The 25,125-nt window shown below is 61.2% G+C and carries 26 protein-coding genes and 2 pseudogenes; 22 read left to right on the top strand and 6 right to left on the bottom strand.

All coding sequences use genetic code 11. From position 1 onward, the window contains the following. The first annotated feature begins 149 nt into the window (after positions 1–149). The 4 genes from gcvT to ITX55_RS17565 all read left to right on the top strand — a co-directional run bounded on the left by gcvT (position 150) and on the right by ITX55_RS17565 (position 5,726). Positions 150–1,247 carry a glycine cleavage system aminomethyltransferase GcvT gene (gcvT, locus tag ITX55_RS17550; RefSeq protein ID WP_108681927.1) on the top strand — a complete coding sequence of 366 codons (1,098 nt, stop codon included), beginning with the start codon at positions 150–152 and terminating at the stop codon, positions 1,245–1,247. Positions 1,248–1,293: 46 nt separating this feature from the next. Further along, positions 1,294–1,680, top strand: coding sequence for a glycine cleavage system protein GcvH (gene gcvH, locus ITX55_RS17555; RefSeq protein ID WP_025304150.1), 387 nt, complete (start codon positions 1,294–1,296; stop codon positions 1,678–1,680). 92 nt (positions 1,681–1,772) lie between these two features. Further along, positions 1,773–4,652 (top strand): aminomethyl-transferring glycine dehydrogenase, encoded by a 2,880-nt coding sequence (gene gcvP / locus ITX55_RS17560; RefSeq protein WP_015378983.1) that lies wholly within the window; start codon positions 1,773–1,775, stop codon positions 4,650–4,652. Between the two features lie 108 nt (positions 4,653–4,760). Continuing rightward, positions 4,761–5,726 (top strand): zinc-binding alcohol dehydrogenase family protein, encoded by a 966-nt coding sequence (locus ITX55_RS17565; protein ID WP_108681925.1) that lies wholly within the window; start codon positions 4,761–4,763, stop codon positions 5,724–5,726. 9 nt (positions 5,727–5,735) lie between these two features. Here ITX55_RS17565 and ITX55_RS17570 read toward each other — a convergent pair whose 3' ends face one another. Genes ITX55_RS17570 through ITX55_RS17580 form a run of 3 tightly spaced genes read right to left on the bottom strand, consistent with a single transcriptional unit; the run spans position 5,736 to position 8,345 of the window. Continuing rightward, positions 5,736–6,263 carry a GNAT family N-acetyltransferase gene (locus ITX55_RS17570; RefSeq protein WP_052133788.1) on the bottom strand — a complete coding sequence of 176 codons (528 nt, stop codon included), beginning with the start codon at positions 6,261–6,263 and terminating at the stop codon, positions 5,736–5,738. Continuing rightward, positions 6,263–7,681, bottom strand: a complete 1,419-nt coding sequence (locus ITX55_RS17575) for an ATP-binding protein (protein WP_042785321.1) — start codon at positions 7,679–7,681, stop codon at positions 6,263–6,265. The genes ITX55_RS17570 and ITX55_RS17575 overlap by 1 nt, the downstream gene beginning before the upstream one ends. 4 nt (positions 7,682–7,685) lie before the next feature. After that, a complete protein-coding gene (locus ITX55_RS17580; RefSeq protein WP_033652176.1) occupies positions 7,686–8,345 on the bottom strand; it encodes a response regulator in 660 nt (219 codons plus the stop codon). Between the two features lie 189 nt (positions 8,346–8,534). Between ITX55_RS17580 and ITX55_RS17585 the strand changes: the two genes are divergently transcribed. The 12 genes and pseudogenes from ITX55_RS17585 (at position 8,535) to rbsK (ending at position 18,611) form a co-directional block, all read left to right on the top strand. Beyond that, a complete protein-coding gene (locus ITX55_RS17585) occupies positions 8,535–8,768 on the top strand; it encodes a hypothetical protein (RefSeq protein WP_033644758.1) in 234 nt (77 codons plus the stop codon). Between the two features lie 97 nt (positions 8,769–8,865). Further along, positions 8,866–9,608: pseudogene (locus tag ITX55_RS17590) on the top strand (SDR family oxidoreductase). A gap of 77 nt (positions 9,609–9,685) precedes the next feature. After that, positions 9,686–10,011, top strand: a pseudogene (locus ITX55_RS24110) (BrnT family toxin). Between the two features lie 55 nt (positions 10,012–10,066). Continuing rightward, positions 10,067–10,291, top strand: coding sequence for a BrnA antitoxin family protein (locus ITX55_RS24115; RefSeq protein WP_370632708.1), 225 nt, complete (start codon positions 10,067–10,069; stop codon positions 10,289–10,291). Between the two features lie 381 nt (positions 10,292–10,672). Further along, on the top strand, positions 10,673–11,491 hold the full coding sequence (locus tag ITX55_RS17600) for a DeoR/GlpR family DNA-binding transcription regulator (protein WP_033644759.1): 819 nt from the start codon (positions 10,673–10,675) through the stop codon (positions 11,489–11,491). A gap of 48 nt (positions 11,492–11,539) precedes the next feature. Beyond that, complete coding sequence (locus ITX55_RS17605; RefSeq protein WP_223085242.1) at positions 11,540–12,523, top strand: substrate-binding domain-containing protein; 984 nt, start codon at positions 11,540–11,542, stop codon at positions 12,521–12,523. A gap of 2 nt (positions 12,524–12,525) precedes the next feature. Further along, the gene (locus ITX55_RS17610; protein WP_223085243.1) at positions 12,526–14,043 is read left to right on the top strand and encodes a sugar ABC transporter ATP-binding protein; all 1,518 of its coding nucleotides are present in this window, start codon (positions 12,526–12,528) and stop codon (positions 14,041–14,043) included. Further along, a complete protein-coding gene (locus tag ITX55_RS17615) occupies positions 14,036–15,022 on the top strand; it encodes an ABC transporter permease (protein ID WP_047026644.1) in 987 nt (328 codons plus the stop codon). Before ITX55_RS17610 ends, ITX55_RS17615 begins: the two co-directional genes overlap by 8 nt. A 10-nt stretch (positions 15,023–15,032) precedes the next feature. Next, entirely contained in the window at positions 15,033–16,067 is a 1,035-nt protein-coding gene (locus ITX55_RS17620) for an ABC transporter permease (RefSeq protein ID WP_223085244.1), read from the top strand. 30 nt (positions 16,068–16,097) lie between these two features. Next, a complete protein-coding gene (alsE, locus tag ITX55_RS17625) occupies positions 16,098–16,769 on the top strand; it encodes a D-allulose 6-phosphate 3-epimerase (RefSeq protein WP_033644765.1) in 672 nt (223 codons plus the stop codon). A gap of 10 nt (positions 16,770–16,779) precedes the next feature. Then, positions 16,780–17,688 (top strand): allose kinase, encoded by a 909-nt coding sequence (alsK, locus tag ITX55_RS17630; RefSeq protein WP_223085245.1) that lies wholly within the window; start codon positions 16,780–16,782, stop codon positions 17,686–17,688. Beyond that, positions 17,685–18,611, top strand: coding sequence for a ribokinase (rbsK, locus tag ITX55_RS17635; RefSeq protein ID WP_223085248.1), 927 nt, complete (start codon positions 17,685–17,687; stop codon positions 18,609–18,611). The genes alsK and rbsK overlap by 4 nt, the downstream gene beginning before the upstream one ends. Positions 18,612–18,651: 40 nt before the next feature. Here the strand turns inward: rbsK and ITX55_RS17640 are convergent, their stop codons facing one another. Beyond that, positions 18,652–19,260 carry an HD family hydrolase gene (locus ITX55_RS17640; protein WP_033644771.1) on the bottom strand — a complete coding sequence of 203 codons (609 nt, stop codon included), beginning with the start codon at positions 19,258–19,260 and terminating at the stop codon, positions 18,652–18,654. A 183-nt stretch (positions 19,261–19,443) separates the two neighbouring features. Between ITX55_RS17640 and ITX55_RS17645 the strand changes: the two genes are divergently transcribed. Together ITX55_RS17645 and ITX55_RS17650 are read left to right on the top strand one after the other, a co-directional pair. Further along, complete coding sequence (locus tag ITX55_RS17645; RefSeq protein WP_033644772.1) at positions 19,444–20,118, top strand: hemolysin III family protein; 675 nt, start codon at positions 19,444–19,446, stop codon at positions 20,116–20,118. Positions 20,119–20,268: 150 nt separating this feature from the next. After that, positions 20,269–20,766: a DUF2165 family protein gene (locus ITX55_RS17650; RefSeq protein ID WP_033644774.1), complete on the top strand. Its 498-nt coding sequence runs from the start codon at positions 20,269–20,271 to the stop codon at positions 20,764–20,766. Positions 20,767–20,804: 38 nt separating this feature from the next. Here the strand turns inward: ITX55_RS17650 and ygfZ are convergent, their stop codons facing one another. Further along, a complete protein-coding gene (gene ygfZ, locus ITX55_RS17655; RefSeq protein WP_223085250.1) occupies positions 20,805–21,797 on the bottom strand; it encodes a tRNA-modifying protein YgfZ in 993 nt (330 codons plus the stop codon). A 320-nt stretch (positions 21,798–22,117) separates the two neighbouring features. Here ygfZ and sdhE point away from each other — a divergent pair, with 320 nt between their 5' ends. Beyond that, positions 22,118–22,384, top strand: a complete 267-nt coding sequence (sdhE, locus tag ITX55_RS17660; RefSeq protein ID WP_019455657.1) for an FAD assembly factor SdhE — start codon at positions 22,118–22,120, stop codon at positions 22,382–22,384. After that, positions 22,365–22,787, top strand: coding sequence for a protein YgfX (locus ITX55_RS17665; RefSeq protein WP_042785308.1), 423 nt, complete (start codon positions 22,365–22,367; stop codon positions 22,785–22,787). The genes sdhE and ITX55_RS17665 overlap by 20 nt, the downstream gene beginning before the upstream one ends. A gap of 65 nt (positions 22,788–22,852) precedes the next feature. Here ITX55_RS17665 and fldB read toward each other — a convergent pair whose 3' ends face one another. Further along, on the bottom strand, positions 22,853–23,371 hold the full coding sequence (gene fldB, locus ITX55_RS17670; RefSeq protein ID WP_033635825.1) for a flavodoxin FldB: 519 nt from the start codon (positions 23,369–23,371) through the stop codon (positions 22,853–22,855). A gap of 106 nt (positions 23,372–23,477) precedes the next feature. On the opposite strand from fldB, the gene xerD reads away from it, so the two are divergent. Next, entirely contained in the window at positions 23,478–24,377 is a 900-nt protein-coding gene (xerD, locus tag ITX55_RS17675) for a site-specific tyrosine recombinase XerD (RefSeq protein ID WP_033644935.1), read from the top strand. 26 nt (positions 24,378–24,403) lie between these two features. Beyond that, positions 24,404–25,120 (top strand): bifunctional protein-disulfide isomerase/oxidoreductase DsbC, encoded by a 717-nt coding sequence (gene dsbC, locus ITX55_RS17680; protein WP_042785306.1) that lies wholly within the window; start codon positions 24,404–24,406, stop codon positions 25,118–25,120. The last annotated feature ends 5 nt before the right edge of the window (positions 25,121–25,125 follow it).

Below are 25,125 nucleotides of genomic sequence, written 5' to 3' on the forward strand. Positions count from 1 at the left end.
TCACGGCGGTTGCACGCAGTTTTCGCCCGTCCCGGCGCAGCATTTGTGTTGAGCAGTCAGTGCGCCATGGCGATCGGGCCGCGAGCCAGGCTCCGCCGCATTGCGTGGCAGCACCCTAACTTCTAGCGACGAGTGGAAAGAGGGAAAAGATGGCAAAGCAAACCCCACTGTACGACCAGCACGTGGCGTGCGGTGCGCGCATGGTAGACTTTCACGGCTGGATGATGCCGCTGCACTACGGCTCGCAGCTCGATGAGCACCACGCGGTGCGTCAGGATGCCGGCATGTTCGACGTGTCTCACATGACCATTGTGGATCTGCACGGCGCCCGCACCCGCGAGTTCCTGCGCTACCTGCTGGCGAACGACGTCGCCAAACTGACCCAACCCGGCAAAGCGCTGTACACCGGCATGCTGAATGCCTCCGGCGGCGTGATCGACGACCTGATCGTTTATTTCCTCACTGAAGACTATTTCCGCCTGGTGGTGAACTCCGCCACCCGCGACAAAGACCTGGCCTGGATCGAAGAGCACGCCGCGCCGTATGGCGTCGCGCTGACGGTGCGCGACGATCTGGCGCTGATCGCGGTGCAGGGCCCGCAGGCCAAAGAGCGCGCCGGCACCCTGTTCACCCCGGAGCAAAAAAGCGCGGTCGAAGGCATGAAGCCATTCTTCGGCGTGCAGGCCGGCGAGCTGTTCATCGCCACCACCGGTTACACCGGCGAGGCCGGCTATGAGATCGCGCTGCCGAAAGAGCAGGCGGCGGATTTCTGGCAAAAATTGCTGGCCGCGGGCGTCAAGCCGGCCGGTCTGGGCGCGCGCGACACCCTGCGCCTGGAAGCGGGCATGAACCTCTACGGGCAAGAGATGGATGAAGGCGTTTCGCCGCTGGCCGCCAACATGGGCTGGACCATCGCCTGGCAGCCGGAAGATCGCCGTTTCATCGGCCGCGAAGCGCTGGAACAACAGCGCGAGCAGGGCACCGAGCAACTGGTCGGCTTGATCATGACGGAAAAAGGCGTATTACGTAATGAGCTGCCGGTGCGTTTCACCGACGCGGCGGGGCAAATCCACGAAGGCGTGATCACCAGCGGCTCGTTCTCTCCGACGCTGGGCTTCAGCATCGCGCTGGCGCGCGTGCCGGCCGGCATCGGCGAGCAGGCTATCGTGCAGATCCGCAACCGTGAAATGCCGGTCAAAGTGACCAAGCCCGGTTTCGTTCGCGCCGGCAAGCCGCTGACAAATTGATTTTTTATTGATTGATTCTTTTATTTCTTCGAAGGAGTAACCGGCGATGAGCAATGTGCCAACAGAATTGAAATACGCATCCTCCCACGAGTGGGTTCGTGCAGAAGGTAACGGCGTTTACACCGTAGGCATCACCGAACATGCGCAGGAGCTGCTGGGTGATATGGTGTTTGTCGATCTGCCGGAAGTGGGCCGCAGCGTCGCCGCCGGTGAAGATTGCGCCGTGGCGGAATCCGTCAAGGCGGCATCGGACATTTACGCGCCAATCAGCGGCGAAATCGTGGCGGTGAACGGCGAGCTGGAAAGCTCTCCGGAACTGGTGAACAGCGAACCTTACGGTGACGGCTTCCTGTTCCAGATTAAAGCCTCCGACGAAGGCGAGCTGGCGAACCTGCTGGACGCCGCGGCTTATCAGGCCTCGATCGACGAGTAATCGTGACCACGCCCCAGGCCTTTCGGCCGGGGCGTTTTAGTTACCGTTCAAGCTATATCCCGTATCACGCAAGCATTCAGGAATTTGTAGCAATGACTCAGACACTCAGCCAACTCGAACACAGCGAAGCGTTCATTGAACGCCACATCGGCTCTTCTGCGGAACAACGCCAGGAGTTGCTGGCAGCGGTGGGCGCTCGCTCGCTCAGCGCGCTGATCCAACAGATTGTGCCGGCGGACATTCAGCTGCCGGGGCCGCCGCCGGTCGGCGACGCGGCGACCGAACATCAGGCGTTGGCTGAGCTGAAGGCGATCGCCTCGCAGAATCAGCGCTACAAATCCTATATCGGCATGGGCTACAGCGCCGTGCTGACGCCGCCGGTGATCCTGCGCAACATGCTGGAAAACCCGGGCTGGTACACCGCTTATACCCCCTATCAGCCGGAAGTGTCGCAGGGCCGTCTGGAAGCGCTGCTGAACTTCCAGACCGTGACCCTCGATCTGACCGGTCTGGATCTGGCCTCCGCTTCGCTGCTGGATGAAGCGACCGCCGCCGCCGAGGCGATGGCGTTGGCCAAACGCGCCAGCAAGCTGAAAGACGCCAATCGTTTCTTCGTGGCTGACGACGTGCATCCGCAGACGCTGGACGTGGTGCGCACCCGCGCCGAAACCTTCGGCTTCGACGTCATCGTCGATAAAGCGGAAAAAGTGCTGGAGCTGGACGGCGTGTTCGGCGTGCTGCTGCAGCAGGTGGGCACCACCGGTGAACTGCACGACTACAGCGCGCTGCTGGCCGAACTGAAATCACGCAAAATCATCACCAGCGTGGCTGCCGACATCATGGCCCTGGTGCTGCTGACCGCGCCGGGCAAGCAGGGCGCCGACGTGGTGTTCGGCTCCGCGCAGCGCTTCGGCGTGCCGATGGGCTACGGCGGCCCGCACGCCGCCTTCTTCGCCTGCCGCGACGAGTTCAAGCGTTCGATGCCGGGCCGCATTATCGGCGTTTCCCGCGATGCTGCCGGCAACACCGCGCTGCGCATGGCGATGCAGACTCGCGAGCAACATATCCGCCGCGAGAAAGCCAACTCGAATATCTGTACCTCGCAGGTGCTGCTGGCCAACATCGCCAGCCTGTACGCGGTGTATCACGGCCCGCAAGGCCTGCAGCGCATCGCCGGGCGCATCCATCGCCTGACCGACATTCTGGCCGCCGGGCTGCAGAAGGCCGGCCTGACGCTGCGTCACCACACCTGGTTCGACACCCTGACCGTCGAAGTGAAGGACAAGGCCGCCGTGCTGGAGCGCGCGCTGAGCTTCGGCATCAACCTGCGTACCGACATTCACGGCGCCGTCGGCATCACGCTGGATGAAGCCACCTCGCGTGAAGACGTGCAAACGCTGTTCGCACTGCTGGCCGGCGACAATCACGGTCTGGACATCGACGCGTTGGACGCGGCGGTGAGCAAAAACAGCCAATCGATCCCGGCCGCCATGCTGCGCCAGGATCCGATCCTGACCCACCCGGTATTCAACCGCTATCACAGCGAAACCGAGATGATGCGTTACATGCATCGCTTGGAGCGCAAGGATCTGGCGCTGAACCAGGCGATGATCCCGCTGGGTTCCTGCACCATGAAATTGAACGCCGCGGCGGAAATGATCCCGATCACCTGGCCTGAATTCTCAGAGTTGCATCCGTTCTGCCCGCCGGAGCAGGCGGCCGGTTACCAGCAGATGATTGGCCAACTGTCCCAGTGGCTGGTGCAGCTGACCGGCTATGACGCGGTGTGCATGCAGCCGAACTCCGGCGCGCAGGGCGAATACGCCGGCCTGCTGGCGATCCGCCGCTACCACGAAAGCCGCAACGAAGCGGGCCGCCACGTCTGTCTGATCCCGAGCTCGGCACACGGCACCAACCCGGCCTCCGCCCAGATGGCGGGCATGAGCGTGGTGGTGGTGGCCTGCGACAAGAACGGCAACATCGATCTGCACGATCTGCGCGTCAAGGCGGAGCAGGCAGGCGAAGAACTCTCTTGCATCATGGTGACCTACCCGTCGACCCACGGCGTGTATGAAGAAACCATCCGTGAAGTGTGCCAGATCGTGCATCAGTTCGGCGGTCAGGTGTATCTGGATGGCGCCAACATGAACGCCCAGGTGGGCATCACCACGCCAGGCTACATCGGCGCGGATGTGTCGCACCTCAACCTGCATAAGACCTTCTGTATCCCGCACGGCGGCGGCGGCCCGGGCATGGGCCCGATCGGCGTGAAAGCACACCTGGCGCCGTTCGTGCCGGGCCACAGCGTGGTGCAGATCGACGGCGTGACCACCCAGCAGGGCGCGGTCTCCGCGGCGCCGTTCGGCAGCGCCTCCATCCTGCCTATCAGCTGGATGTACATCCGCATGATGGGCGCGGAGGGCCTGAAGCAGGCCAGCCAGATGGCGATCCTGAACGCCAACTACATCGCCACCCGTTTGAAAGACGCGTACCCGATTCTGTATACCGGCCGCGATCACCGCGTGGCGCACGAATGTATCCTCGATATTCGTCCGCTGAAGGAAGAGACCGGCATCAGCGAAATGGACATCGCCAAGCGCCTGATCGACTTCGGTTTCCACGCCCCGACCATGTCGTTCCCGGTGGCGGGCACGCTGATGGTCGAGCCGACCGAGTCGGAAAGCAAGGTGGAGCTGGATCGCTTTATCGATGCGATGCTGGCGATCCGCAGCGAAATCGACCGCGTCGCCAAGGGCGAATGGCCGCTGGAAGACAACCCGCTGGTGAATGCGCCGCACGTGCAGGCGGAGCTGGTCAACGACTGGCAGCATCCGTACAGCCGCGAACTGGCGGTGTTCCCGGTGGCCGGCGTACGCGAGAACAAGTACTGGCCGAGCGTTAAGCGTCTGGACGACGTGTACGGTGACCGTAACCTGTTCTGCTCTTGCGTGCCGATGAGCGATTACGAATAACACGTTCGGCAAAGTTTGTGTTCGGGGGACACCGCATCATGCGGTGTCCCTTTTTATTTTATAGCGGCCTATTCTTTCCTTTACGTTCCCACGATTTGAGGAGTCACCATGCAAGCGGCAATCGTAACAGCGCTGGGGCAACCCCCGGTTTTCGGCACCTTTGAGGAGCCTCAGGCGCAGGCGAATGAAGTGCCGATCGACGTTCTGGCGGCCGGCATCAAACAGCTGGATCGCGCCACCGTCGCCGGCACCCACTATTCCAGCCCGAAGCAATTGCCGATCGTGCCCGGCACCGACGGCGTTGGCCGTACGGCGGACGGGCAACGGGTGTACTTCGCCTCTTTCCGTCGCCCTTACGGCGCGATGGCAGAGCGCAGCGTCGCGTCCTGGACGGTGCCGGTGCCGGCGACGGTGGACGACGCCATGGCGGCCGCGCTGATCAATCCGGCCTTCGCCGCCTGGCTGCCGCTGCGCTGGCGGGCGGATCTGCAGCCCGGTGAAACGGTGCTGATCATCGGCGCCACCGGCACCTCGGGCAAGCTGGCGGTCGCGGCGGCGCGTCAGGCGGGGGCCGGACGCATTGTTGCCGCCGGCCGTCGACTGAGTGTGTTGGAGGCATTGGGTGTAGACGCCACGGTGGATCTGAGCCAGCAGGGCGAGGCGCTGACGCAGGCCTTCGCGGCGGCGGCGGGGCCGGGCGGTTATCAGGTAATCGTCGATTACATCTGGGGCCCGGCGACTGAAGCGCTGCTGGCGACGCTCAATGATCACGATCTCTCGTCTTACGCCGGCGGACGCGGCATTCGCTTGGTCAATGTCGGTTCGATGGCCGCGCCGGACATCCGGCTGCCGGCTGCGGTGTTGCGCAGCAACCAGCTGCAGATCCTCGGCAGCGGCACCGGCAACTTCCCGCCGATCCCGGAGATGCAGCGCTACGCGACCGAGATTTTGGCGCTGGCGGCGACCGGAGCGCTCACTATCGAGACGCAGGAGCACGCGTTGGCGGAGATCGCCGAGGTGTGGGATCTGAACAAGAAAAGCGACGTGCGTTCGGTGATGCGCATCGCCCGTTAACCCCGGCCGCTAGCGGCAAGGGCAGACCAGGTGAATGTCTTCCGGCTCACGGGCGAACAATTCGGTATCCGGCTGTTCGATGAGCCGGCAGCCCTGCGCCAGATAGAAGTCTACGGTGCTTTTATTGGGGATGGAGGAGACATACAGCCCGGCGGCGCCGTCTTGCGTCGCCTGACGCAGGCAGAGCTGGAACAGCTGCCTGCCTAACCCCTGGCCGCGTTTGTGCGCGCTGACGTAAAAGAACAGCAGCTGGCGCAGATCCCGCTGTGGGCCGCGCGGCTCGGTATCCAGCGCCGCCGCCGCCACGATCTCCTCGCCTTCGAACAGCGCGAAGAACGCGCCGCCGCGATCGAAGCACGCTTCGTGGATTGGCGTATAGGTTTCACGATCGTGCGGATCCCAGCCGCGCACGTCGTAGTACTCCGCATAGGATTGCAACTTGCCGTCCTGCAGGCGATACAGTGTGTCGATAATTTCGCTGCGGTCGATATCCCATAGCCGGTCGAGTTGCTGCCGTTGCAGCAGAACAGGGGCAATCATGGTCGTGGTTCACTCTCAGTCTGTGGCCGATAACTTTCCGGCAAATCGATGATGAAGCCGATGCCGCGATCGTCAAGGCCTTCGGTAACGCGCAGCTGCGCGCCGATTTTGTCGGCCAGGTTTCGGGCGATGGCCAATCCGAGCCCGCTGCCGGTTTGCTGCGTGCCGGGCACGCGGTAAAAGCGTTCAAACAGGCGGGAATGGTGTTCTTCGCTCACCCCCGGGCCGTTATCGCGCAACGTAATATAGCAGCCGAGCGGCGCCAGCGAGCGGATATTAGCCTCGATGCGGCTGCCGGGCGGCGCGTACTTGAGCGCGTTATCCAGCAGGTTGGTGAAGATGGCGATCAGCGCATGGCGGTCGGTACTCACCACCACATCCTCGCTGCCGTCGAGCGACAGTTCGACATCTTTCTCCAGCGCATAGGGGACGTGCTGTGCGATGCATTTGCCGATCTCCGCATAGATGTCCACCGCCTCAATCTTCAGCGGAAAATCTTCCGCCTCCAGCTTGGCCAGGTTGATCAGCTGGCGTGACAGCGACGCCGCGCGATCCAGCCCTTGCTGCATGTCGCCGATGATTTCTCGGCGCTCCTGTTGCTCGCTGACCTGGGTCAGCAAATGCAGCTGCGCCAGCACGGCGGCGATCGGCGTGCGCAGCTCGTGCGCGGCGTCGGCCATAAAGCGTTTCTCGCGCTGATTGGCCGCGTCGATGCGCGCCATCAGTTTGTTGACCTCCATCACCACCGGCCGGATTTCCTGATACTGCTCGCTGACGTTGAGCGGCGACAGGTTGCCCGGCTGACGATCGGAAATGGTGCGGGCGATCTGGCGCAGTGGCCGCAGGCTGAAGTAGGCGGTAAACAGCAAGGTAATGATGATCGCCGCCAGAATGCCCAACAGCGGTACGGCGGTGCTTTCCGCCGGATTGCCGAATATCGTGGTGCGATCGTTGAAAGATTCGCCGACGATCACCCGGTACTGGCGCTTTTCGCTCCAGCTACCGGCAAGGTGCCAGTTGGCGCCGGCGTAATTGACGGAGCCGGACAGCACCGAAGGCGGCAGGCGCAGCGGTTCTTCCTGCGTTTGTGAGCAGTAAAGCACCCGGTTATCCCGATCGTAAACCACGAACAGCGGATGATAGTCGAATTGATCCTGCATGCCATTATTGATGGAATCAATGTACATGCTTTCGATGGTTTTGATGATGCCGCGGTAATCGATATTATCGGTGCCGGTTTCATCGAGAATATTGGCGATGCCTGCGGCGACGATGCGTTGCTGGTTATCGAAATATTTCTCCATGTCGGGGTAATACCAGTACTTCACCCAGGCGACGAGGATCCCCCACAATAATAAAATGGCCAGGACCTGGAAAATAATGGTGCGCATAAAGAAGGATTTGAAACCGATCATCCCGCTACTCTTTCTTCAGCAAATAGCCAATGCCGCGTACGGTAATGATTCTTTCTTTACCAATCTTGCGGCGTAAATTATGCATGTGTACTTCCAGCGAGTTGCTTTCCACGCTATCGCCGTGGCCGAACAGCCGCTGTTCCAACACCGCTTTGCGCACCACGGTGCCGGCGCAGCGCATCAGTTCGTGCAGCAGGTGATACTCTTTTTTCGACAGCATCAGCAGTTCGTTATCCAGCATGACCTGATGGTTGACCGGATCGAGATACAGCGCGCCGAGGCTCCAGGTTTGAGACGCGAAGCCCGCCATGCGCCGGTTGACCGCTTTGACGCGCGAGATGAGTTCGGGCAGCGCGAAAGGTTTGGCCAGAAAGTCGTCCGCGCCGGAGTCGAGGCTGTTCACCAGGCTCTCGATGCGATCGCGGGCGGTCAGGATGATGATCGGGATATTTTGTCCGGCGGCGCGCCAGGCGATCAGCTTCTGCAAACCGTCGCCGTCCGGCAGCGTGAGATCCAACAGCATCAAATCGAACCCGCCGGGTGAAAGTTTATTTTCCGCGTCGGTGAGCAGGCGCACCCAGCACAAATTAAAGCCGGCCAGCTCCAATGCTCGGCACAGCGCCTTGCCTAATTGCAGGTCGTCTTCCACCAACAGTATGTTCACGTTATTTCCGCTGAGAGCCTTGAGTCGCGATTATCTAACTATAACGCTGACGGGAAGACAACGAGGAAAACCGCTCTGCCTGCGCGTTCTTAAGCAAACCTTAATCTGGCTTTAATCTCGCGTTAAGGGAGCGGGGGGGAATTTCAGTTATTTTGCTGCCATTCGAAATCATGGCTGAGGGGGCGAAACATGCAGACTGAAGGTTTCCCGAACGCGGGCGCCTCGCGGCGGCTGATGTATTCAGGCGTGGCGATACTGCTCGTTCTGTTGATGCTGTCTTTTCGCGGTGATGCGCAGAGCCATAGCCACGGCGGCCATCATGCTTCCGCTTTGCAGCGGGTGCATCAGGCGGCGGCGACGGACGCTTACGGCTGCGCCAAGTCGCGCATTAAAAAGCAGCTGCGCCGCCTGGCTCAGCTTTGAAGCGTTTTTTAGGGCGCCGCTCTATACTCTGACGGGCAAACGGAAGGCCTGTGCGCAGGCCGTTGTCGACATCGCCAACCAGAGAAAAAATACGATGATGAAAGTGGCATTGGTGACCGGCGCAAGCCGGGGAATTGGCCGCGCGACTGCGTTGCTGCTGGCCCGGCAGGGCTATGCGGTGGGCGTGAATTACCTGCGCGACGAAAGTGCGGCGCGGCAGGTGGTGGCGGAGATTGAGGCGCAGGGCGGCAAGGCGCTGGCGCTGCAGGCCGACGTGGCCGATGAAGCGCAGGTGATGGCGATGTTCAGGGCGCTGGATGCCGGGCTGGGCACGCTTAGCGCGCTGGTCAACAACGCCGGCATTCTGTTCCGGCAGGCGAACATTGAACAGTTGACCGCCGAGCGCATCAATAAGGTGCTCGGCACCAACGTCACCGGGTATTTCTTGTGTTGCCGCGAGGCGGTGAAGCGCATGGCGCAGCGCCATGGCGGGCAGGGCGGCGCTATCGTCAATGTGTCTTCCGCCGCTTCCCGTTTAGGCGCGCCGGGGGAATATGTGGATTATGCCGCCTCGAAAGGCGCCGTCGATTCGTTGACCATCGGGCTATCGCTGGAGGTGGCGGCGCAGGGCATCCGCGTCAACGGCGTGCGGCCTGGGCTTATCTATACCGAGATACACGCCAGCGGCGGCGAACCCGGCCGGTGGATCGCGTGAAGTGCAGTTTGCCGATGCAGCGCGGCGGCCAGCCGCAGGAAGTGGCGGAGGCGATCGCCTGGCTGCTGTCTGACGCCGCGTCTTACGTGACCGGCACCTTTATCGAGGCCGCAGGCGGGCGTTGAACGTATCCGGAGAATTTTGACATCCCTTCGGAGGTGATGTATTTTGATTAAATAACAACCAAAATGTAGTTACAAAAATGTATGTTTATTTTGAATGGAATCAGGATAAAAATCACAGTAACCAGCGCAAACACCGTGTCAGTTTTGAGATAGCGCAACGGGTTTTTCTGGATCCCAACCATTTGGCTGTGCTGGAAAGGATCGAGGATGGAGAAGAACGTTGGCAAACGATCGGTATAGTCGGATCCTGTTTGCTATTGCTGGTGGCACATACGACGATCGAAACGGATGTCGAAGGCGATACAGTAGAGATCGTGCGTATCATTTCAGCACGCAAGGCCGATGCCAAAGAGAGAGGGGAAGATATGAAGCGCAAAAATTCCGCCAAAAATCTGGCCCATAGGGTACTCCCGCCGTTGACGGAGGAGCAGAAAGCGCAAATTGCTTCACTGAGTGCGTTGCCGGACGAGGGAATCGATTATGCCGATGCGCCGGCGCTGGGGGAAGAAACGTGGCAGACTGCGGTTCAGGGGCGTTTTTATAAGCCGATGAAAGTATCAAAAACCATCCGAATCGATGCGGATGTGTTGGCTTGGCTTCAGCGACCAGGCAAAGGCTATCAGAAACGCCTGAACGCCGTGTTGCGTGAGGCGATGTTGAAAGAGCATGAGCACGAGGAATAATGTGTGTCAGGCGGCTAACGATCCGGTGAGATTCTCACCGGATTTTTTTTGCTGTTTTTTCAGGTAATGCGTTATCAACGCCGGCTGTCTCCTTGCGGCGCTCGGTCAAAACCACACAAACGGTCATTAACGGTCATGCCGCGGAACGTGGAATTGTGACCGTTTACCGTTTCTCTCCTGTCTGTCTCAGGCGGTCGCGCATTATAACTGTCTGTTACTCCACACTTTCGTAATTATTCATTTCATTTCCTTCCCGATTTTTTTGACAACTATCACAGCGCGATCGTTGACCGATCGCGGGGCGATGCGCTTTGCGTCTGCGCGCAAAACGCGGCGCGGCAAATCGATATCGTAATCATCGTCGTGGAGGAGAAAAGAAACATGCTGCCTGTAGAACGTCATCGCTTTATTACCGAAGTCTTGAGCCAGCGCGGCCGCGTGATGGTGCAGGAGGTGGCGCAGCTGTGCCACATCTCTATCGAGACGGCGCGGCGTGATCTGGCCCTGCTGGAACGGCGCGGCCTGCTGCTGCGCAGCCACGGCGGCGCGGTCTTCGTCGAGCCGCCGGCGGTGGAAAAAACCTATGTGCCCGCCGAGATAGATCAGGGGGAGTCCTTCCGCCAGCGCAGCAATGAGTCGCCGGAGCAGAAGACGCGCATCGCCAAACGCGCGCTGGAGTTTATCGCGCCCGGGGATTGCCTGCTGCTGGACAGCAGCTCCACCAGCTGGTTTTTGGCGCGCCAGCTGCCGGATATCTCGCTGGTGGTGCTGACCAACTCACTGCACATCATCCAGACGCTGGCCTGCAAGGCCAACGTGCGCACCATCGGGCTGGGGGGCGAGTATTCCGCCAAGTACGAGGATTTTATCGGCGTGCTGGCGGAGCAGATGCTGAAAGAGTTCGTGATCAACAAGCTGTTTTTCTCCTGCCACGGCATTTGCCAGGACGGCGGCATCCGCGAGAGCAATGAGCACCATGCGCGGCTGAAGCAACAGATGCTGCTGGCCTCGGAGCGCAAGTTCCTGCTGGTGGACAGCAACAAGTTCGGCCGCCGCTCGTTCGCCCGCATTTGCCATTACCGGGAAATAGATACGCTGATCACCGACAGGCTTGGCGATGACGAGTTTCGTCAGGAATTGGCCTGGAACAACGTCGATGTGATTGAAGTTTCACCCGCCGCGAAAAGGGCGGCGCGATAACAACAACGAAAACCTTTTATTACAGCCAACACTTGTGGAGAGAGAACAATGAAAAAATCCGTACTGGTCGGTCTGTTTGCCTCGCTGCTGCTGTCGGTCTCCGCGCAGGCGGCGGACAAGCTGAAAATGGGCGTGGTGGTGAAGATCGGCGGCATTCCCTGGTTCAACGCCATGGAGGCCGGCATCAAAAGCGAGAGCGCCAAACGCGGCATCGACGCCTGGATGGTCGGGCCGACGGCGGCGGATCCGGCGCTGCAGGTGCGCGCCATCGAGGATCTGATCGCGCAGAAGGTGGACATCATCGGCGTGGTGCCGAACGACGCCCGGGTGCTGGAGCCGGTGCTCAAGCGCGCGCAGGAGGCGGGCATCAAGGTGATCGTGCACGAGTCCCCCGGCCAGAAGTACGCCGACTGGGATTTTGAGCTGGTGGACGCCTCGCAGCACGGGGTCAACCACATGAAAGCGCTGGCCGCCTGCATGAAAGAGCAGGGCAAGTACGCGGTATACGTCGGCAGTCTGACGGTGCCGCTGCACATCACCTGGTCGGACTCGGCCATCAATTACCAGAAGCAGCACTACCCGAACATGCAGCTGGTGGGCGACAAGTTCGGCGTGGGGGAATCGCTGGATGACAGCGTGCGCACCACCAACGATCTGATGGCCAAATATCCCGATCTGAAAGGCGTGCTGGCGTTCGGTTCGCAGGGGCCGATCGGCGCCGGGCGCGCGGTGCTCAACCGCGGCAAAAGCAACGATATTTGCGTCATCGGGCCGTTCAGCCCGGGCCAGGGCGCTTCGCTGGTCAATCGCGGCGCCATCAAGGGCGGTTATATCTGGAACCCGATGGTGGCGGGCGAAGTGTTCGTGCGCATCGCCGACATGATGCTCAAGGGCGAAAAAATCACCGATGGCATGACCATCGAAGGCATGGGCAAGGTGCAGGTGGATGCGCAGCAGCACACCATTCTCGGCAACGCCACCGAAAGCCTGGATAAGCAAAACCTGCCGAAGCTGGTGAAGATGGGGCTGTAATCATGGCGATTTCCGGCAATACGGCAACGCGGGGCGCGCCGCTGATCGAACTGCAACAGCTGTCGATGACCTTCGGCGGGCAGCGCGCGCTGAACGATATTTCATTGGCGCTGATGCCGGGGGAGGTGCACTGCCTGGCCGGCACCAATGGCTGCGGCAAGAGTACGTTGATCAAGGCGATCGCCGGCGTGTATCAACCGGATGACGGTAGCCGCATTACCTTCGATGGGCAAACCTTCGGCCGGCTATCGCCGGATCAGGCGCGCGCCTTCGGCATTCAGGTGATCTATCAGGATCTGTCGCTGTTTCCCAACCTGACGGTGGCGGAAAACATCGCCTTTGAGCACAACCTGCGCGGGCTGTTGGGATGGCACCGCCCGGCGAGGCTGCGGCGCACCGCCGAGCGCCTGCTGCAGGAGCTGAATTTCAATCTCGATCTCGACAAACCGGTGGCGGAACTGCCGATCGCCCAGCGCCAGCAGGTGGCGATTTGCCGCGCGCTGGTGGCGCAGGCACGGCTGGTGATCATGGATGAACCGACCGCCTCGCTGACCCGCACCGAGGTCAATCAGCTGCTGCGCACGGTGGATTATTTGAAAGCGCAGGGCATCTGCGTGGTGTTCGTCAGCCACCGGCTGGACGAGGTGCTGGAGATCTCCGATCGCGTCACGGTGATCCGCGACGGCAACAAGATCGGCACCTGGCCGGCGGCGGAGATCACCGGCGATCGCCTGACCGAATTGATGACCGGCCTGACGCTGGACTATCGCCTGAAGTCACCGAGCATGAATAAGGATCGGGTGATGCTGGAGGCGGATCGTCTCAGCCGCGCCGGGCAGTATCACGATGTCAGCTTCCGCCTGCATCAGGGCGAGGTGCTCGGGCTGTGCGGACTGCTCGGCTCCGGGCGCACCGAGCTGGCGCTGAGCCTGTTCGGCATGACCCGGCCGGACAGCGGCAAGCTTTACCTCGACAGTAAACCGGTGCGCTTTCGCGGCCATGAGGACGCGATCAAAGCCGGCATCGGTTATGTCTCGGAGGATCGCCTGACGCTGGGGCTGGTGCAGCAACAGTCGGTGGCGGACAACGCGGTGCTGACCATTCTCGATAAGCTGCGCGGGCGTTTTCGCCTGATCGACGATTACCGCAAGAATCGCATCGTCGCGGAGTGGATCGCCAAACTCGGCGTGCGGGTGGCGGATCCGGATCAGGCGGTTTCGACGCTGTCCGGCGGCAATCAGCAAAAGATCGTGCTGGCCAAGTGGGTGCTGACCCAACCGCGGATCCTGATCCTCGACTCGCCGACCGTCGGTGTCGACGTCGGCGCCAAGGCCAGCATCTACCAACTGATTCATCTGCTGGCGCAGGAGGGGATAGCGATTCTGCTGATCTCCGACGAGGTGCCCGAGGTGTATTACAACTGCGATCGGGTGCTGCACTTTAGCGGCGGCAGCGTGATCGGCGAGTACCTGCCAGAGCAGGTGAGCCAGCAGCAGCTGGCGGAGGCGGTTAATGCGTAGATTCAGTCTGAAACCGCGCGGCAACGAAGGCTACCTGGCCTGGGTGCTGCTGCTGACGGTCATCGTCTTTTCGCTGCTCAGCGATCAGTTTTTGACGGTGCAAAACCTGCTCGATCTCAGCGAAAGCTACGCGGTGAGCGGCATATTCGCCCTCGGCCTGTTCGTGGTGCTGGTGACCGGCGGCATCGACATTTCCTTCGCCGCAGTCGCCTCGGTGGTGCAGTACCTGATCGCCACGCTGGCGACGCATTACGGCCTGGTCAGCCCGGCGGGCAGTATTTTGCTGGCGTTGGCGATCGGCGCCGCGCTCGGCATGGTCAACGCGCTGTTGATCTACTGCCTGCGCATCGTCTCGATCATCGTCACCATCAGCATGCAGGCGTTGTTGTTCGGCATGCTGATGTGGCTGACCAACGGCCGCAGCCTGTACGCATTGCCGGACTGGTGGACGCTGCCGCGCAGCGTGCTGCCGTTCCAACTGGGTGAGCAGAGCTATCAGCTCGGTTTGCCGACGCTGGTGATGCTGGCGGTGGCGCTGCTGACCTGGCTGCTGCTGAACAAAACGCACCTCGGGCGCCAGCTGTTTGCCGTGGGCGGGGATGCGGAATCGGCGCGGCGCATCGGCATTCGCGTCGGCCTGCTGCATCTGTTCGCCTATGGCTATCTGGGCGCGATGGCGGCGATTGGCGGTCTGGTGCAGGTGTATCGCATGGGGGAAGTGGTGCCCAACGCGCTGGTGGGCGGCGAGCTCGACGTGCTGGCGGCGGCGGTGCTGGGTGGCGCCAGCCTGAACGGCGGCAAGGGCAGCGTTGTCGGCACGCTGATGGGCGTGTTCCTGATCGGCGTGCTGAAAAACGGCCTCAACCTGATCGGCGTGTCCAGCTACTTCATGAACGTGGTGATCGGTCTGGTGATCGTCGCGGCGATCACCGTCACTCACTACAAGAAACGCAAAGAAACCGACGTTGGTTTCGCCTGAGGAGCGCTTGATGGGCAACAACCTGAAATTTCGTCTGGACGGGGCCGCCGTCGGTTTGCTGGCCTTGCTGCTGGTGGTGGTGCTCGCCTTCAGCCTGCTGATGCCGGGGCGCTTCTTCAGCGGCGCCACCTTCACCAGCGTGGCCTTCCAACTGCCGGAACTGGGCCTGCTGACGCTGGCGATGTTCATTCCGATCCTCAGCGGCGGCCTGAACCTGTGCATTATCGCCAGCGCCAACCTGACCAGCCTGCTGATGGCCTGGCTGTTCATCAGCTACCTGCCGGCGGACGCCGGGCTGGGTTTGCAGGCGCTGTGGCTGGCCTTGGCGCTGGCGGCGGCGATGCTGCTGGCCGGGCTTATCGGCGCGGCGACCGGCGCACTGGTGGCCTACGTCGGCGCGCACCCGATTCTGGTGACGCTGGCCACCATGACCACGGTCAACGGCATCGGCATCTACCTGACGCGCGGCGCAGCCCTGAGCGGCATGCCGGAGATCGTGCGGTTTATCGGCGCCGAGAGCGTGCTGGGCGTGCCGGTGCCACTGTGGATCTTCCTGGCGGTCGCCGCCTTGCTGGCGCTGTTCCTGCAGAAAACCCGGCTCGGCAAATGCATCTACATGAGCGGCAGCAACATCAACGCCACCCACTTCAGCGGCGTGAATACCCATCGGGTGCTGATCGCCATTTACACCCTCTCCAGCCTGCTGTGCGTCATTGCCGGGCTGGTGATGATGGCGCGCTTCAACTCGGCGCGCATGGGCTACGGCGACTCTTACCTGCTGCTGACGGTGCTGGCGATCATTCTGGGCGGCACCGATCCGTTCGGCGGTTTTGGCCGGGTCAGCGGCGTGGTGCTGGCGCTGATCGTGCTGCAGGTGATCGCGACCGGTTTGAATCTGATGAACGTCAGCCCGCATTTCAGTCTGGCGATGTGGGGCGCCGTGCTGATCGCGGTGCTGGCGCTGAAGTTTTTCCGGCATCGCTATCGGCAGCGGCGGGCGATGCGCCGCAGCGCGGCCCAGGCCAGAACCGCGGCGGGCCACTGATCCTTTTCCCTTTTGCGCAGGATAACGCTAATGAAATACCAGATTTCGCCTTCACTGATGTGCATGAACCTGATGGATATCCGCCAGCAATTGGCGGTGCTGAACCGCCGCGCCGATATGCTGCATATCGACATCATGGACGGGCATTACGTTAAAAACATCACGCTGTCGCCGTTCTTTATCGAACAGATCCGCCCGCACACTTCGTTGTTGCTGGATGTGCATCTGATGGTGGAGAATCCGACCGATTTTATCGAGCCAATCGCCCGCGCCGGCGCGGACTTTATCTGCCCGCACGCTGAAACCATCAACCGCGACGCGTTTCGGGTGATCAATCAAATCCGCGCGCTGGGCAAAAAAGTGGGGGTGGTGCTGAACCCGGCCACGCCGGTGGAGTTTATTCGCCACTACCTTCACCTGCTGGACAAGGTCACCGTCATGACCGTCGATCCGGGCTATGCCGGGCAGCCGTTCATTCCCGAAATGCTGGAAAAGATCCGCCAATTGCGCGACCTGAAAAGCCAACAAAATCTGCGCTATCTGATCGAGATCGACGGATCCTGCAACCAGCGCACTTACCGCGATCTGATGGGCGCCGGTGCAGAAGTGTTGATCGTCGGCAGCTCCGGGCTGTTCAATCTCGATCCGGATCTGGAGACGGCATGGGAAAAAATGCTGGATCAGATGCGGCAGGCGGCCTGAGGCGGGGGACATGATGCGGTATTTTCTTGGCGTTGACGTCGGCGGCACCAATACCCGCCTGCTGTTGATGGATGATGAAGGTGAATTCAGCGGTTACCGCAAGATAGCGACCGCCGACTGGGCGCGGCAGGCCGATCCGCTGGCGGCGTTGGGCCGGCTGATCGCCGGACATTGCCAAGATCGTCAGGTGGCGCAGGTGATGCTGGGGCTGCCGGGGATCCTCAGCCGCGATCGCTCGCGGGTGCTGTCGCTGCCGTTTATCCCGGCGCTGGACACTCAGCCGGTGGCGGCGCTGTTGGCCGATTTGCTGGCGCTGCCGGTGCGAATGGACAAGGACGTCAATCATCTGCTGTGGTGGGATCTGCAGCAGCTGCCGGCGTTGCCGCAGGTGGCGGTCGGGCTGTATCTGGGCACCGGCATGGGCAACAGCCTGTGGCTGAACGGCGATTTTTACCACGGCGCGCACGGCGCCGCCGGCGAGCTGGGGCACATTCCCTGGCCGGGCCATCAGGGCGAATGCCCGTGCGGTAAACGGGGCTGCGTCGAGAGTCTGACGTCCGGTCACTGGCTAACTGGCTGGGCGCGCGCCAACGCGGCGCAAACGCCGTTCGACCGGTTGTTCGAACGCCACGGCGATCATCCGGAGCTGCAGTGCTTCGTCGAGCGATTGGCGCAGACCATCGCCGTCGAAATGAACGTGATCGACCCCCAGCGCCTGATCCTGGGCGGCGGCGTGATCGCCATGCGCGGTTTTCCGCTGGCGCGGCTGGAGCAGGAGATCCGCCGTCATCTGCGCGCGCCGCAGCCGGCGCAGGGGCTGACGATCTCCGTCAGCCGCCTCAGCGATGAAACCGGCAGCAAAGGCGCCTGTCTGGCCGCCCGGCGCCACCTCCAATTGAGCAGGGAGTACCCGCAATGAAAGGCAAAGTCTGCGTGTTCGGTTCGTTCAACCTGGATATCGTCGCCGGCATGGCGCGCTTTCCGCAGCCCGGCGAATCGCTGATCGCCCGCAACAGCATGATGGGGGCGGGCGGCAAGGGCGCCAACCAGGCGACCGCCGCGCTGCGCGCCGGGGCGCGGGTGCATTATATCGGCAAGGTGGGGCGCGACGACTTCGGCACGTTCGCCCGGCGCCACCTCGCCGCCGCCGGTTTCGATGCGGTGACGCTGTTCTCTACCAGCGATTGCCCCACCGGCAATGCGCTTATCTACGTTGCCGGCGAGGATGCGGAAAACATGATCGCCGTCGATCCCGGCGCCAATCTGACGGTCAGCGAAGACGAGGTGCGTCAGTGCCGGCCGGCGATCGCCGCGGCGGATATTCTGCTGACTCAATTGGAGAACAACCTGCCGGCGATCGAGCAGGTGATCGCCATTGCCCGCGAAGCGCAAACGTTCATCATACTCAACCCGGCGCCGTTTCAGCCGGTGCCGGACAGCCTGTTGGCGCAGGTCGATCTGCTGACGCCCAACGCCACCGAGTGCACGTTGCTGACCGGCGTGCCGGTGCGCGATGTGGCTTCGGCGCGCCAGGCGGCGCAGGTGTTGCACGCCAAGGGCATTCGTTTGCTGATCGTGACGTTGGGCACGCAGGGGGCGTTGTTCTCGGACGGGGAAAACAGCGAGCTGATCCCGGCGTTTCCGGCACAGCCGAAAGACACCACCGGCGCGGGCGATGCGTTTAACGGCGCCCTGGCGGCGCAGCTGGCGAATCAGGTGCCGTTAGCCGAGGCGGTGCGCTTTGCCGCCGCCTATGCGGCGGTCTGCGTGGAGCGCGCCGGTGCGGCGGGATCGATGCCGAGCTATGACGAGGCGCTGGCGCGCCAACGGGCGTTTGCTTGACGATAACGGGCTGCGGCGCGGAGGCGGCAGCCCGGTTCCCTTATTTCAACCAGCCTTTGCGCTGCGCGTCCCGCAGATGTTGCTCCAGGTGGCGCCACAGCTCGGGATGCACGTCGGCGATCGCCGCATTGCGCGACAGAACCTGCTCCAGGCTGATGCCGTTTTCCACCCAGCTCTGGCCTTCGTTGTGCAGGTTCATCAGCATCGGCATGGTGCGATCCAGCAGCAAGGCGAAGCGGGCATCGGCGCTTTCGCCCTCTTCATACTCCTGCCATAAAGCGGTGAAATACTCGCGCTGTGTCTGCGGCAACATGCCGAACAGACGACGTGCCGCCGCCACTTCCTGATCGTGGATCGCCGCGCGGGCGGCCAGATCGTAGACCAGTACGTCACCGGCGTCGATTTCCACGATGTCATGCAGCAGCGCCATCTGGATCACGCGCTGAATGTCTACGTCATCACCGGCGTACGGGGCCAGGCTCATGGCGGCGATGGCGAAGTGCCAACTGTGTTCGGCGGAGTTTTCCTGGCGCTGGGTGCCCAGCACTTTGGTGCGGCGTTGCACGCCTTTCAACTTATCGATTTCCATCAGGAACTGGATGGCCTGGGTCATTGAACCGAAATCTAACGCGGGTACAGCGGATGACATGGTGTAAACCTCAAGGTGGGTGGGTTGAAGCCTGACGATTGTAGACCACTGGGCAGGGGATTTCGATGGTTACACGCGTTCACATTTTTATTTTAGCGTACACGTGTACACTGGAATTATTCTCAGTTAAGCTGCTTTGCGTTAATTTCGAACAAAGCAGGGCATTTTGAGGGGTTGCGCGTTATGGGGAAAACGGACGTAGTGAAAGCCGGGACCAATAAGATTGTCGCCGCGGCTTATCCGTGGGCGGAAGAGATCGCCAACAGCATCAGCCACGGCATCGGGCTGGTGTTCGGCATCGTCGGCCTGGTGTTGCTGTTGGTGCAGGCGGTGAATACCGGCGCCGATGCGACGGCCATCACCAGTTACAGCCTGTACGGCGGCAGCATGATCCTGCTGTTTCTCGCTTCCACACTGTACCATGCGATTCCGCATCAGAAGGCCAAGCATTGGCTGAAAAAGTTCGATCACTGCGCCATTTATCTCCTGATTGCCGGCACTTACACACCGTTTTTGCTGGTGGGGCTGGATTCGCCGCTGGCGAAGGGATTGATGGCGGTAATCTGGGGGTTGGCGCTGCTCGGCGTGCTGTTCAAACTGGCCTTCGCCCACCGTTTTGAAGCCCTGTCGTTGGTGACCTACCTGACGATGGGCTGGCTGTCGCTGATCGTGATTTATCAGTTGGTCACGCGGCTGGAGGCCGGCGGCGTCACGCTGCTGGCGATCGGCGGGGTGGTCTATACCCTGGGCGTGATTTTCTACGCTTCCAAGCGCATTCGCTTTGGCCACGCCATCTGGCACGGCTTCGTGCTCGGTGGCAGCGCCTGCCATTTCATGGCGATCTATCTGTACGTCTAAGCGTTGCCGCTACGTCTGAATGCGTATTGAACTGGCGCCTCTTTTGTTTTAAAAAAGAGGCGCTTGCTTCTTTCGGGTATCCAGCAAGCCCGTTCCTTCATTTCTGAGCCCGCATACCGTTTCTTTAACCTCTGTTCAGGACTCACCAAGATGATCGTTCGCTTATCCAAAGCGCTGCTGGTCTGCGCTATCGCCTTGTTCGCTTCGCTGGTCGCCTTCGGCAACATCACCGACTACGGCTCCAACTTCGCCTTCGTGCGCCATGTCTTTATGATGGACACGATTTTCCCCGACGCCACCATCGGCTATCGCTCGATACAGACGCCGTGGCTGCATCACGCCGGTTATATTTTCATCATTGCGCTGGAAAGCCTGACCGCGCTGCTGTGCTGGATCGGCGGCCTGCGACTGTTGGGCGGCCTGAAACTGCCCGCCAGGGCCTTCAACGGCCGCAAAAAGCTGGCGGTGGTCGGCCTGACGCTGGGCTTCCTCACCTGGCAGGTCGGTTTCATGTCGATAGGCGGCGAGTGGTTCGGCATGTGGATGTCGAAGCAGTGGAACGGCGTTCCCGATGCCTTTCGTTTCTTCATCACCATCATTTTGGTGCTGATTTATCTGGTGCAGCGCGACGGGGAGTTGGACGAGTAACGAAGATGGCCGCAGGCAGGGCGCCTGCGGCCGACGGATTATTTCTCTTCGGCCAGCGAGTAGGGCAACGGTTTGATCGCCAACTGGCTGGCAGCATCGTCGCGCACCCGCAGCTTGCTGTCGGCGTCCAAATCGTTGTTCATCACCACCTGCACCCACAGCGTGCCGTCGGCCAATTGGCTCGACGCCAGTACGGTGCCGGTGCGGCGCCAGTTTTCACCCAGCTGCAGCTCCAGATCTTCCGCCGCCTGCGGGGCGCGAGCGGCTTTACCTTCCAGCCAGTAGAGCGCGCGTTTGTTGGCGCCGCGGAATTTGGCGCGCGCCACCATCTCCTGGCCGGTATAGCAGCCTTTGCTGAAGCTGATGCCTTCCAGCGCCTGCAGGTTGGTGGCCTGCGGGATCAGCTGCGCGCTGTTGGCGGCGTCGATAACCGGATAACCGGCTTCGATTTCCAGCGCCAGCCACTGGCTGCTGTCATTCAGTTCCGCCTGATCATGCAGTTTGCCGATCAGCTGTTCGGCTACGGCGGGGCGGGTCACCAGCAGAAAACGTTCCGCCGGTGCAGCGAAGTGCAGCAGCGTGGTTTCGCCTTCCTGCATCACCGGGTGCTCGGCGCTCGGCAGCGTGGCGAACAGGCCCGCCAGCGCGGCGCGCGCCTGGAAACCGGCGACGCCCAGCAATACCGCGTCATTATCGGCGGCGATGGTGACTTTGGAGAACACCGCGTATTTTTTGATTTCTGCCAGTTGGCTGTCCAGCACGCTGCGGCGCTCCAGATAGGCGAAGCCTTCGCCACGGTGGAACAGACGCAGGTTGCTCCACATTTTGCCCTTGGCGTCGCAGTGGGCGCACAGCACGTGTTGATCGGCCGCCAGCGCGTCGATGTCCGCCGTCACCTGGCCCTGGAGATATTTCACCGCGTCCGGCCCGTTCAGCGTCACCAGCGCCCAATCTTCCAGCGAGATCAGCGTCAGGGGCAGATGGGTGGAAGCGGAGGGCTGACGGGGTGGGAATGGAATGTTATGCGCCATAGTAAGTTCCTGCTCAACGTTTAGCTTACCTGAAGGGTATTGAACCCATGGTAAAAGAGGCGGCGGGCTTTGCAAACTGTTATTCGCGCCGCGGCGCCGGGGGGCGCTTTTTTTGGCATTTTGCGCTTTATTGCGTTTTCCGCCACAAAGCGCCTTCCCGGCGTGTATGTCAAATTGTTACTCTATAGGCTTGCGGCCAGGGCACCCTTGCAGACAGATCCCCGGTTGATGGAATTATATTGCGACGGCGTTGCCATACAGTGTGTCATTTGAACCCTGCGCTGGCGCTGCCGCGCTGAAAAGAGGTGAGTCATAACAACATGGATATTAACAACAAAGCACGTATTCACTGGGCTTGCCGTCGTGGCATGCGCGAGCTGGACATCTCCATCATGCCGTTCTTCGAATACGAATACGACAGCCTGAATGATGCGGACAAGGCGCTGTTCATCCGTCTGCTCGAGTGCGACGATCCCGATTTGTTCAACTGGCTGATGAATCATGGCGCGCCGCAGGACAGCGAGCTGCAAAGAATGGTGACCCTGATCCAAACGCGAAATAAAGATCGTGGCCCAGTGGCGATGTGATATCCGCATTTCCTGGCGCACCCAGCTGTTCTCTCTGTTGACCCACGGCGTCCTGATCCTGCTGATACTGATTTCGCCCTGGCCGGAAGGCTTTGGTCCGCTCTGGCTGGTGTTGCTGACGCTGGTGGTGTTTCAGTGCATTCGCAGCCAGAAGCGCATCGCTGCGGTGCAGGGTGAACTGCGGCTGCTGGCGGACAGGCGTTTCAGTTGGCACGGCCGAGAATGGCGGCTGGCGAAAAAGCCTTGGATGCCGGGCTACGGCCTGCTGCTGACGTTACAGCCTATGGAGGGCAAAAAGCGCCGTCGGCTGTGGCTGGCTTCCGACTGCATGAGCAAAGAGGAGTGGCGCCACCTGCGGCAGCTGTTGCTGTATCCGCCGGCGGGTGACGGCGAACAAGACTGATAGGGGGCGCCGGCGCGAATCATGTCGCCGGCGCTCGGCGTTTGGGGAAGATCGCCCGATAGCGGCTACAGCAGCGGCTCCATCTCCAACAGGATCTGTTCGCACCATTGCTGCAGGCGCTCTTCGCTCAGATCGTATTGGTTGACCTCATCGAGCGCCAGGCCGACGAAGTGTTTGCCGTCGGCGCTCAGCGGTTTGGGGCTGGTGAACTCGAAGCCCTCCGTTGGCCAGAAGCCGATGAACTGCACGCCCAGCGGCGCGATGTGATCGTGCAGCATACCCAGCGCGTCGAGGAACCACTCGCCGTAACCGAGCTGATCGCCCATGCCGTACATGGCGACGATCTTGCCTTTCAGATCCAGCGCCGGCAGCTGCGGCCAGATCGCTTCCCAGTCTTCCTGCAGTTCGCCGAAATCCCAGGTCGGGATGCCGAGGATGAGAATGGAATAGTCCTCCATCAGCTTGGGCGAGACATCTTTCAGGTTGTGCAGGTCGACCAGGTCTTCACCCAGAATCTCACGGATTTTTTCTGCCGCCATCTCGGTGTAGCAGGTGCTGGAGCCGTAAAACAGACCAATCTTCATGTGTAAACCGTTACGTTGCTGTTTAGAGAATTGCAGCGAGTATACCTGATTTGCCTCGGCTTAAGGCATAATGGCGCGGGTGGAAATGCAACGAAGAGAGGACCGCGTGCAACAGCAAGACAATGCGCTGATTGAACAATTCCTGGATGCGCTGTGGCTTGAGCGCAATCTGGCGGAAAATACGCTGGCCTCCTACCGGCTGGATTTGCAGGCCCTGGGCGCCTGGCTTGGCCAGCAAAACACCGACTTGCTGCAGGCGCAGGCCTTGGATCTGCAGGCGTTTCTCGCCGAGCGGGTGGACGGCGGCTACAAGGCCACCAGCTCCGCGCGCTTGCTGAGCGCCATGCGTCGCCTGTTTCAGTATCTGTACCGCGAAAAGCTGCGCGCCGACGATCCCACCGCACAGCTGGCTTCCCCGAAGTTGCCGCAGCGTTTGCCGAAGGATCTGAGCGAGGCGCAGGTCGATGCGTTGCTGCAGGCGCCCTGCGTCGATCAGCCGCTGGAGCTGCGCGACAAGGCGATGCTCGAGGTGTTGTACGCGACCGGGCTGCGGGTCTCTGAGCTGGTGGGGTTGAACATCAGCGACGTCAGCCTGCGTCAGGGCGTGGTGCGGGTGATCGGCAAGGGCAACAAGGAGCGGCTGGTGCCGCTGGGCGAAGAAGCGGTCTACTGGATCGAAAATTATCTGGAGCACGGTCGCCCGTGGCTGGTCAACGGCCAGACGCTGGATGTGCTGTTCCCCAGCAACCGGTGTCAGCAAATGACCCGACAGACGTTCTGGCATCGCATCAAACACTATGCCATCCTTGCGGGCATCGACAGCGAGCGTCTGTCGCCGCACGTGTTGCGGCACGCGTTCGCCACCCATTTGCTGAACCATGGGGCCGATCTCCGTGTCGTACAGATGTTGTTAGGCCACAGCGATCTCTCGACCACGCAAATTTATACTCATGTAGCGACCGAACGACTGAAACAGCTACATCAACAGCATCACCCGCGCGCCTGAGCGGCGGGTTCGAAAGGATTGGAACAATGAAAAAAGGTTTAATGCTGCTCTCTCTGCTGGTGGCTTCGGTGGCCGGCGCCGCCCATGCCGATGACGCGGCGATCAAAAAAGCGCTCGCCAGCCTGGGCATTCAGCAGGCGGACGTGCAGCCTTCGCCGGTCAACGGCCTGAAAACCGTGCTGACCGACAGCGGCGTGCTGTACGCCTCCGAAGACGGCAAGCACATCCTGCAGGGCCCGCTGTTCGACGTCAGCGGCAAAGAGCCGGTCAACGTGACCAACCAACTGCTGAGCACCAAGATGGAAGCGCTGAAAGATCAGATGATCGTTTACAAAGCGCCGAAAGAGAAACACGTGATCACCGTGTTCACCGATATCACCTGCGGTTACTGTCACAAACTGCATCAGCAGATGAAAGAGTACAACGATCTGGGCATTACCGTGCGTTACCTGGCGTTCCCGCGCCAGGGGCTGGCTTCCCAGGCTGAAAAAGACATGCAGTCGATCTGGTGCACCGCCGACAAGGCCAAGGCGTTCGACGCCGCCATGAAGGGCGACGCCGTTTCTCCGGCGACCTGCAAAACCGACATCAGCAAGCATTACGAGCTGGGCGTGCAGTTCGGCATTCAGGGCACGCCGGCCATCATCCTGGAAAACGGCATGATGATCCCGGGCTATCAGGGGCCGAAAGAGATGGCCGCCATGCTGGACGCGCATCAGGCCGCCACCAAAGCCGGTGGTTAATCGCC

Origin of the sequence: Serratia sp. EWG9 (assembly GCF_019913725.1) — a bacterium.
Lineage (GTDB): Bacteria > Pseudomonadota > Gammaproteobacteria > Enterobacterales > Enterobacteriaceae > Serratia > Serratia ureilytica.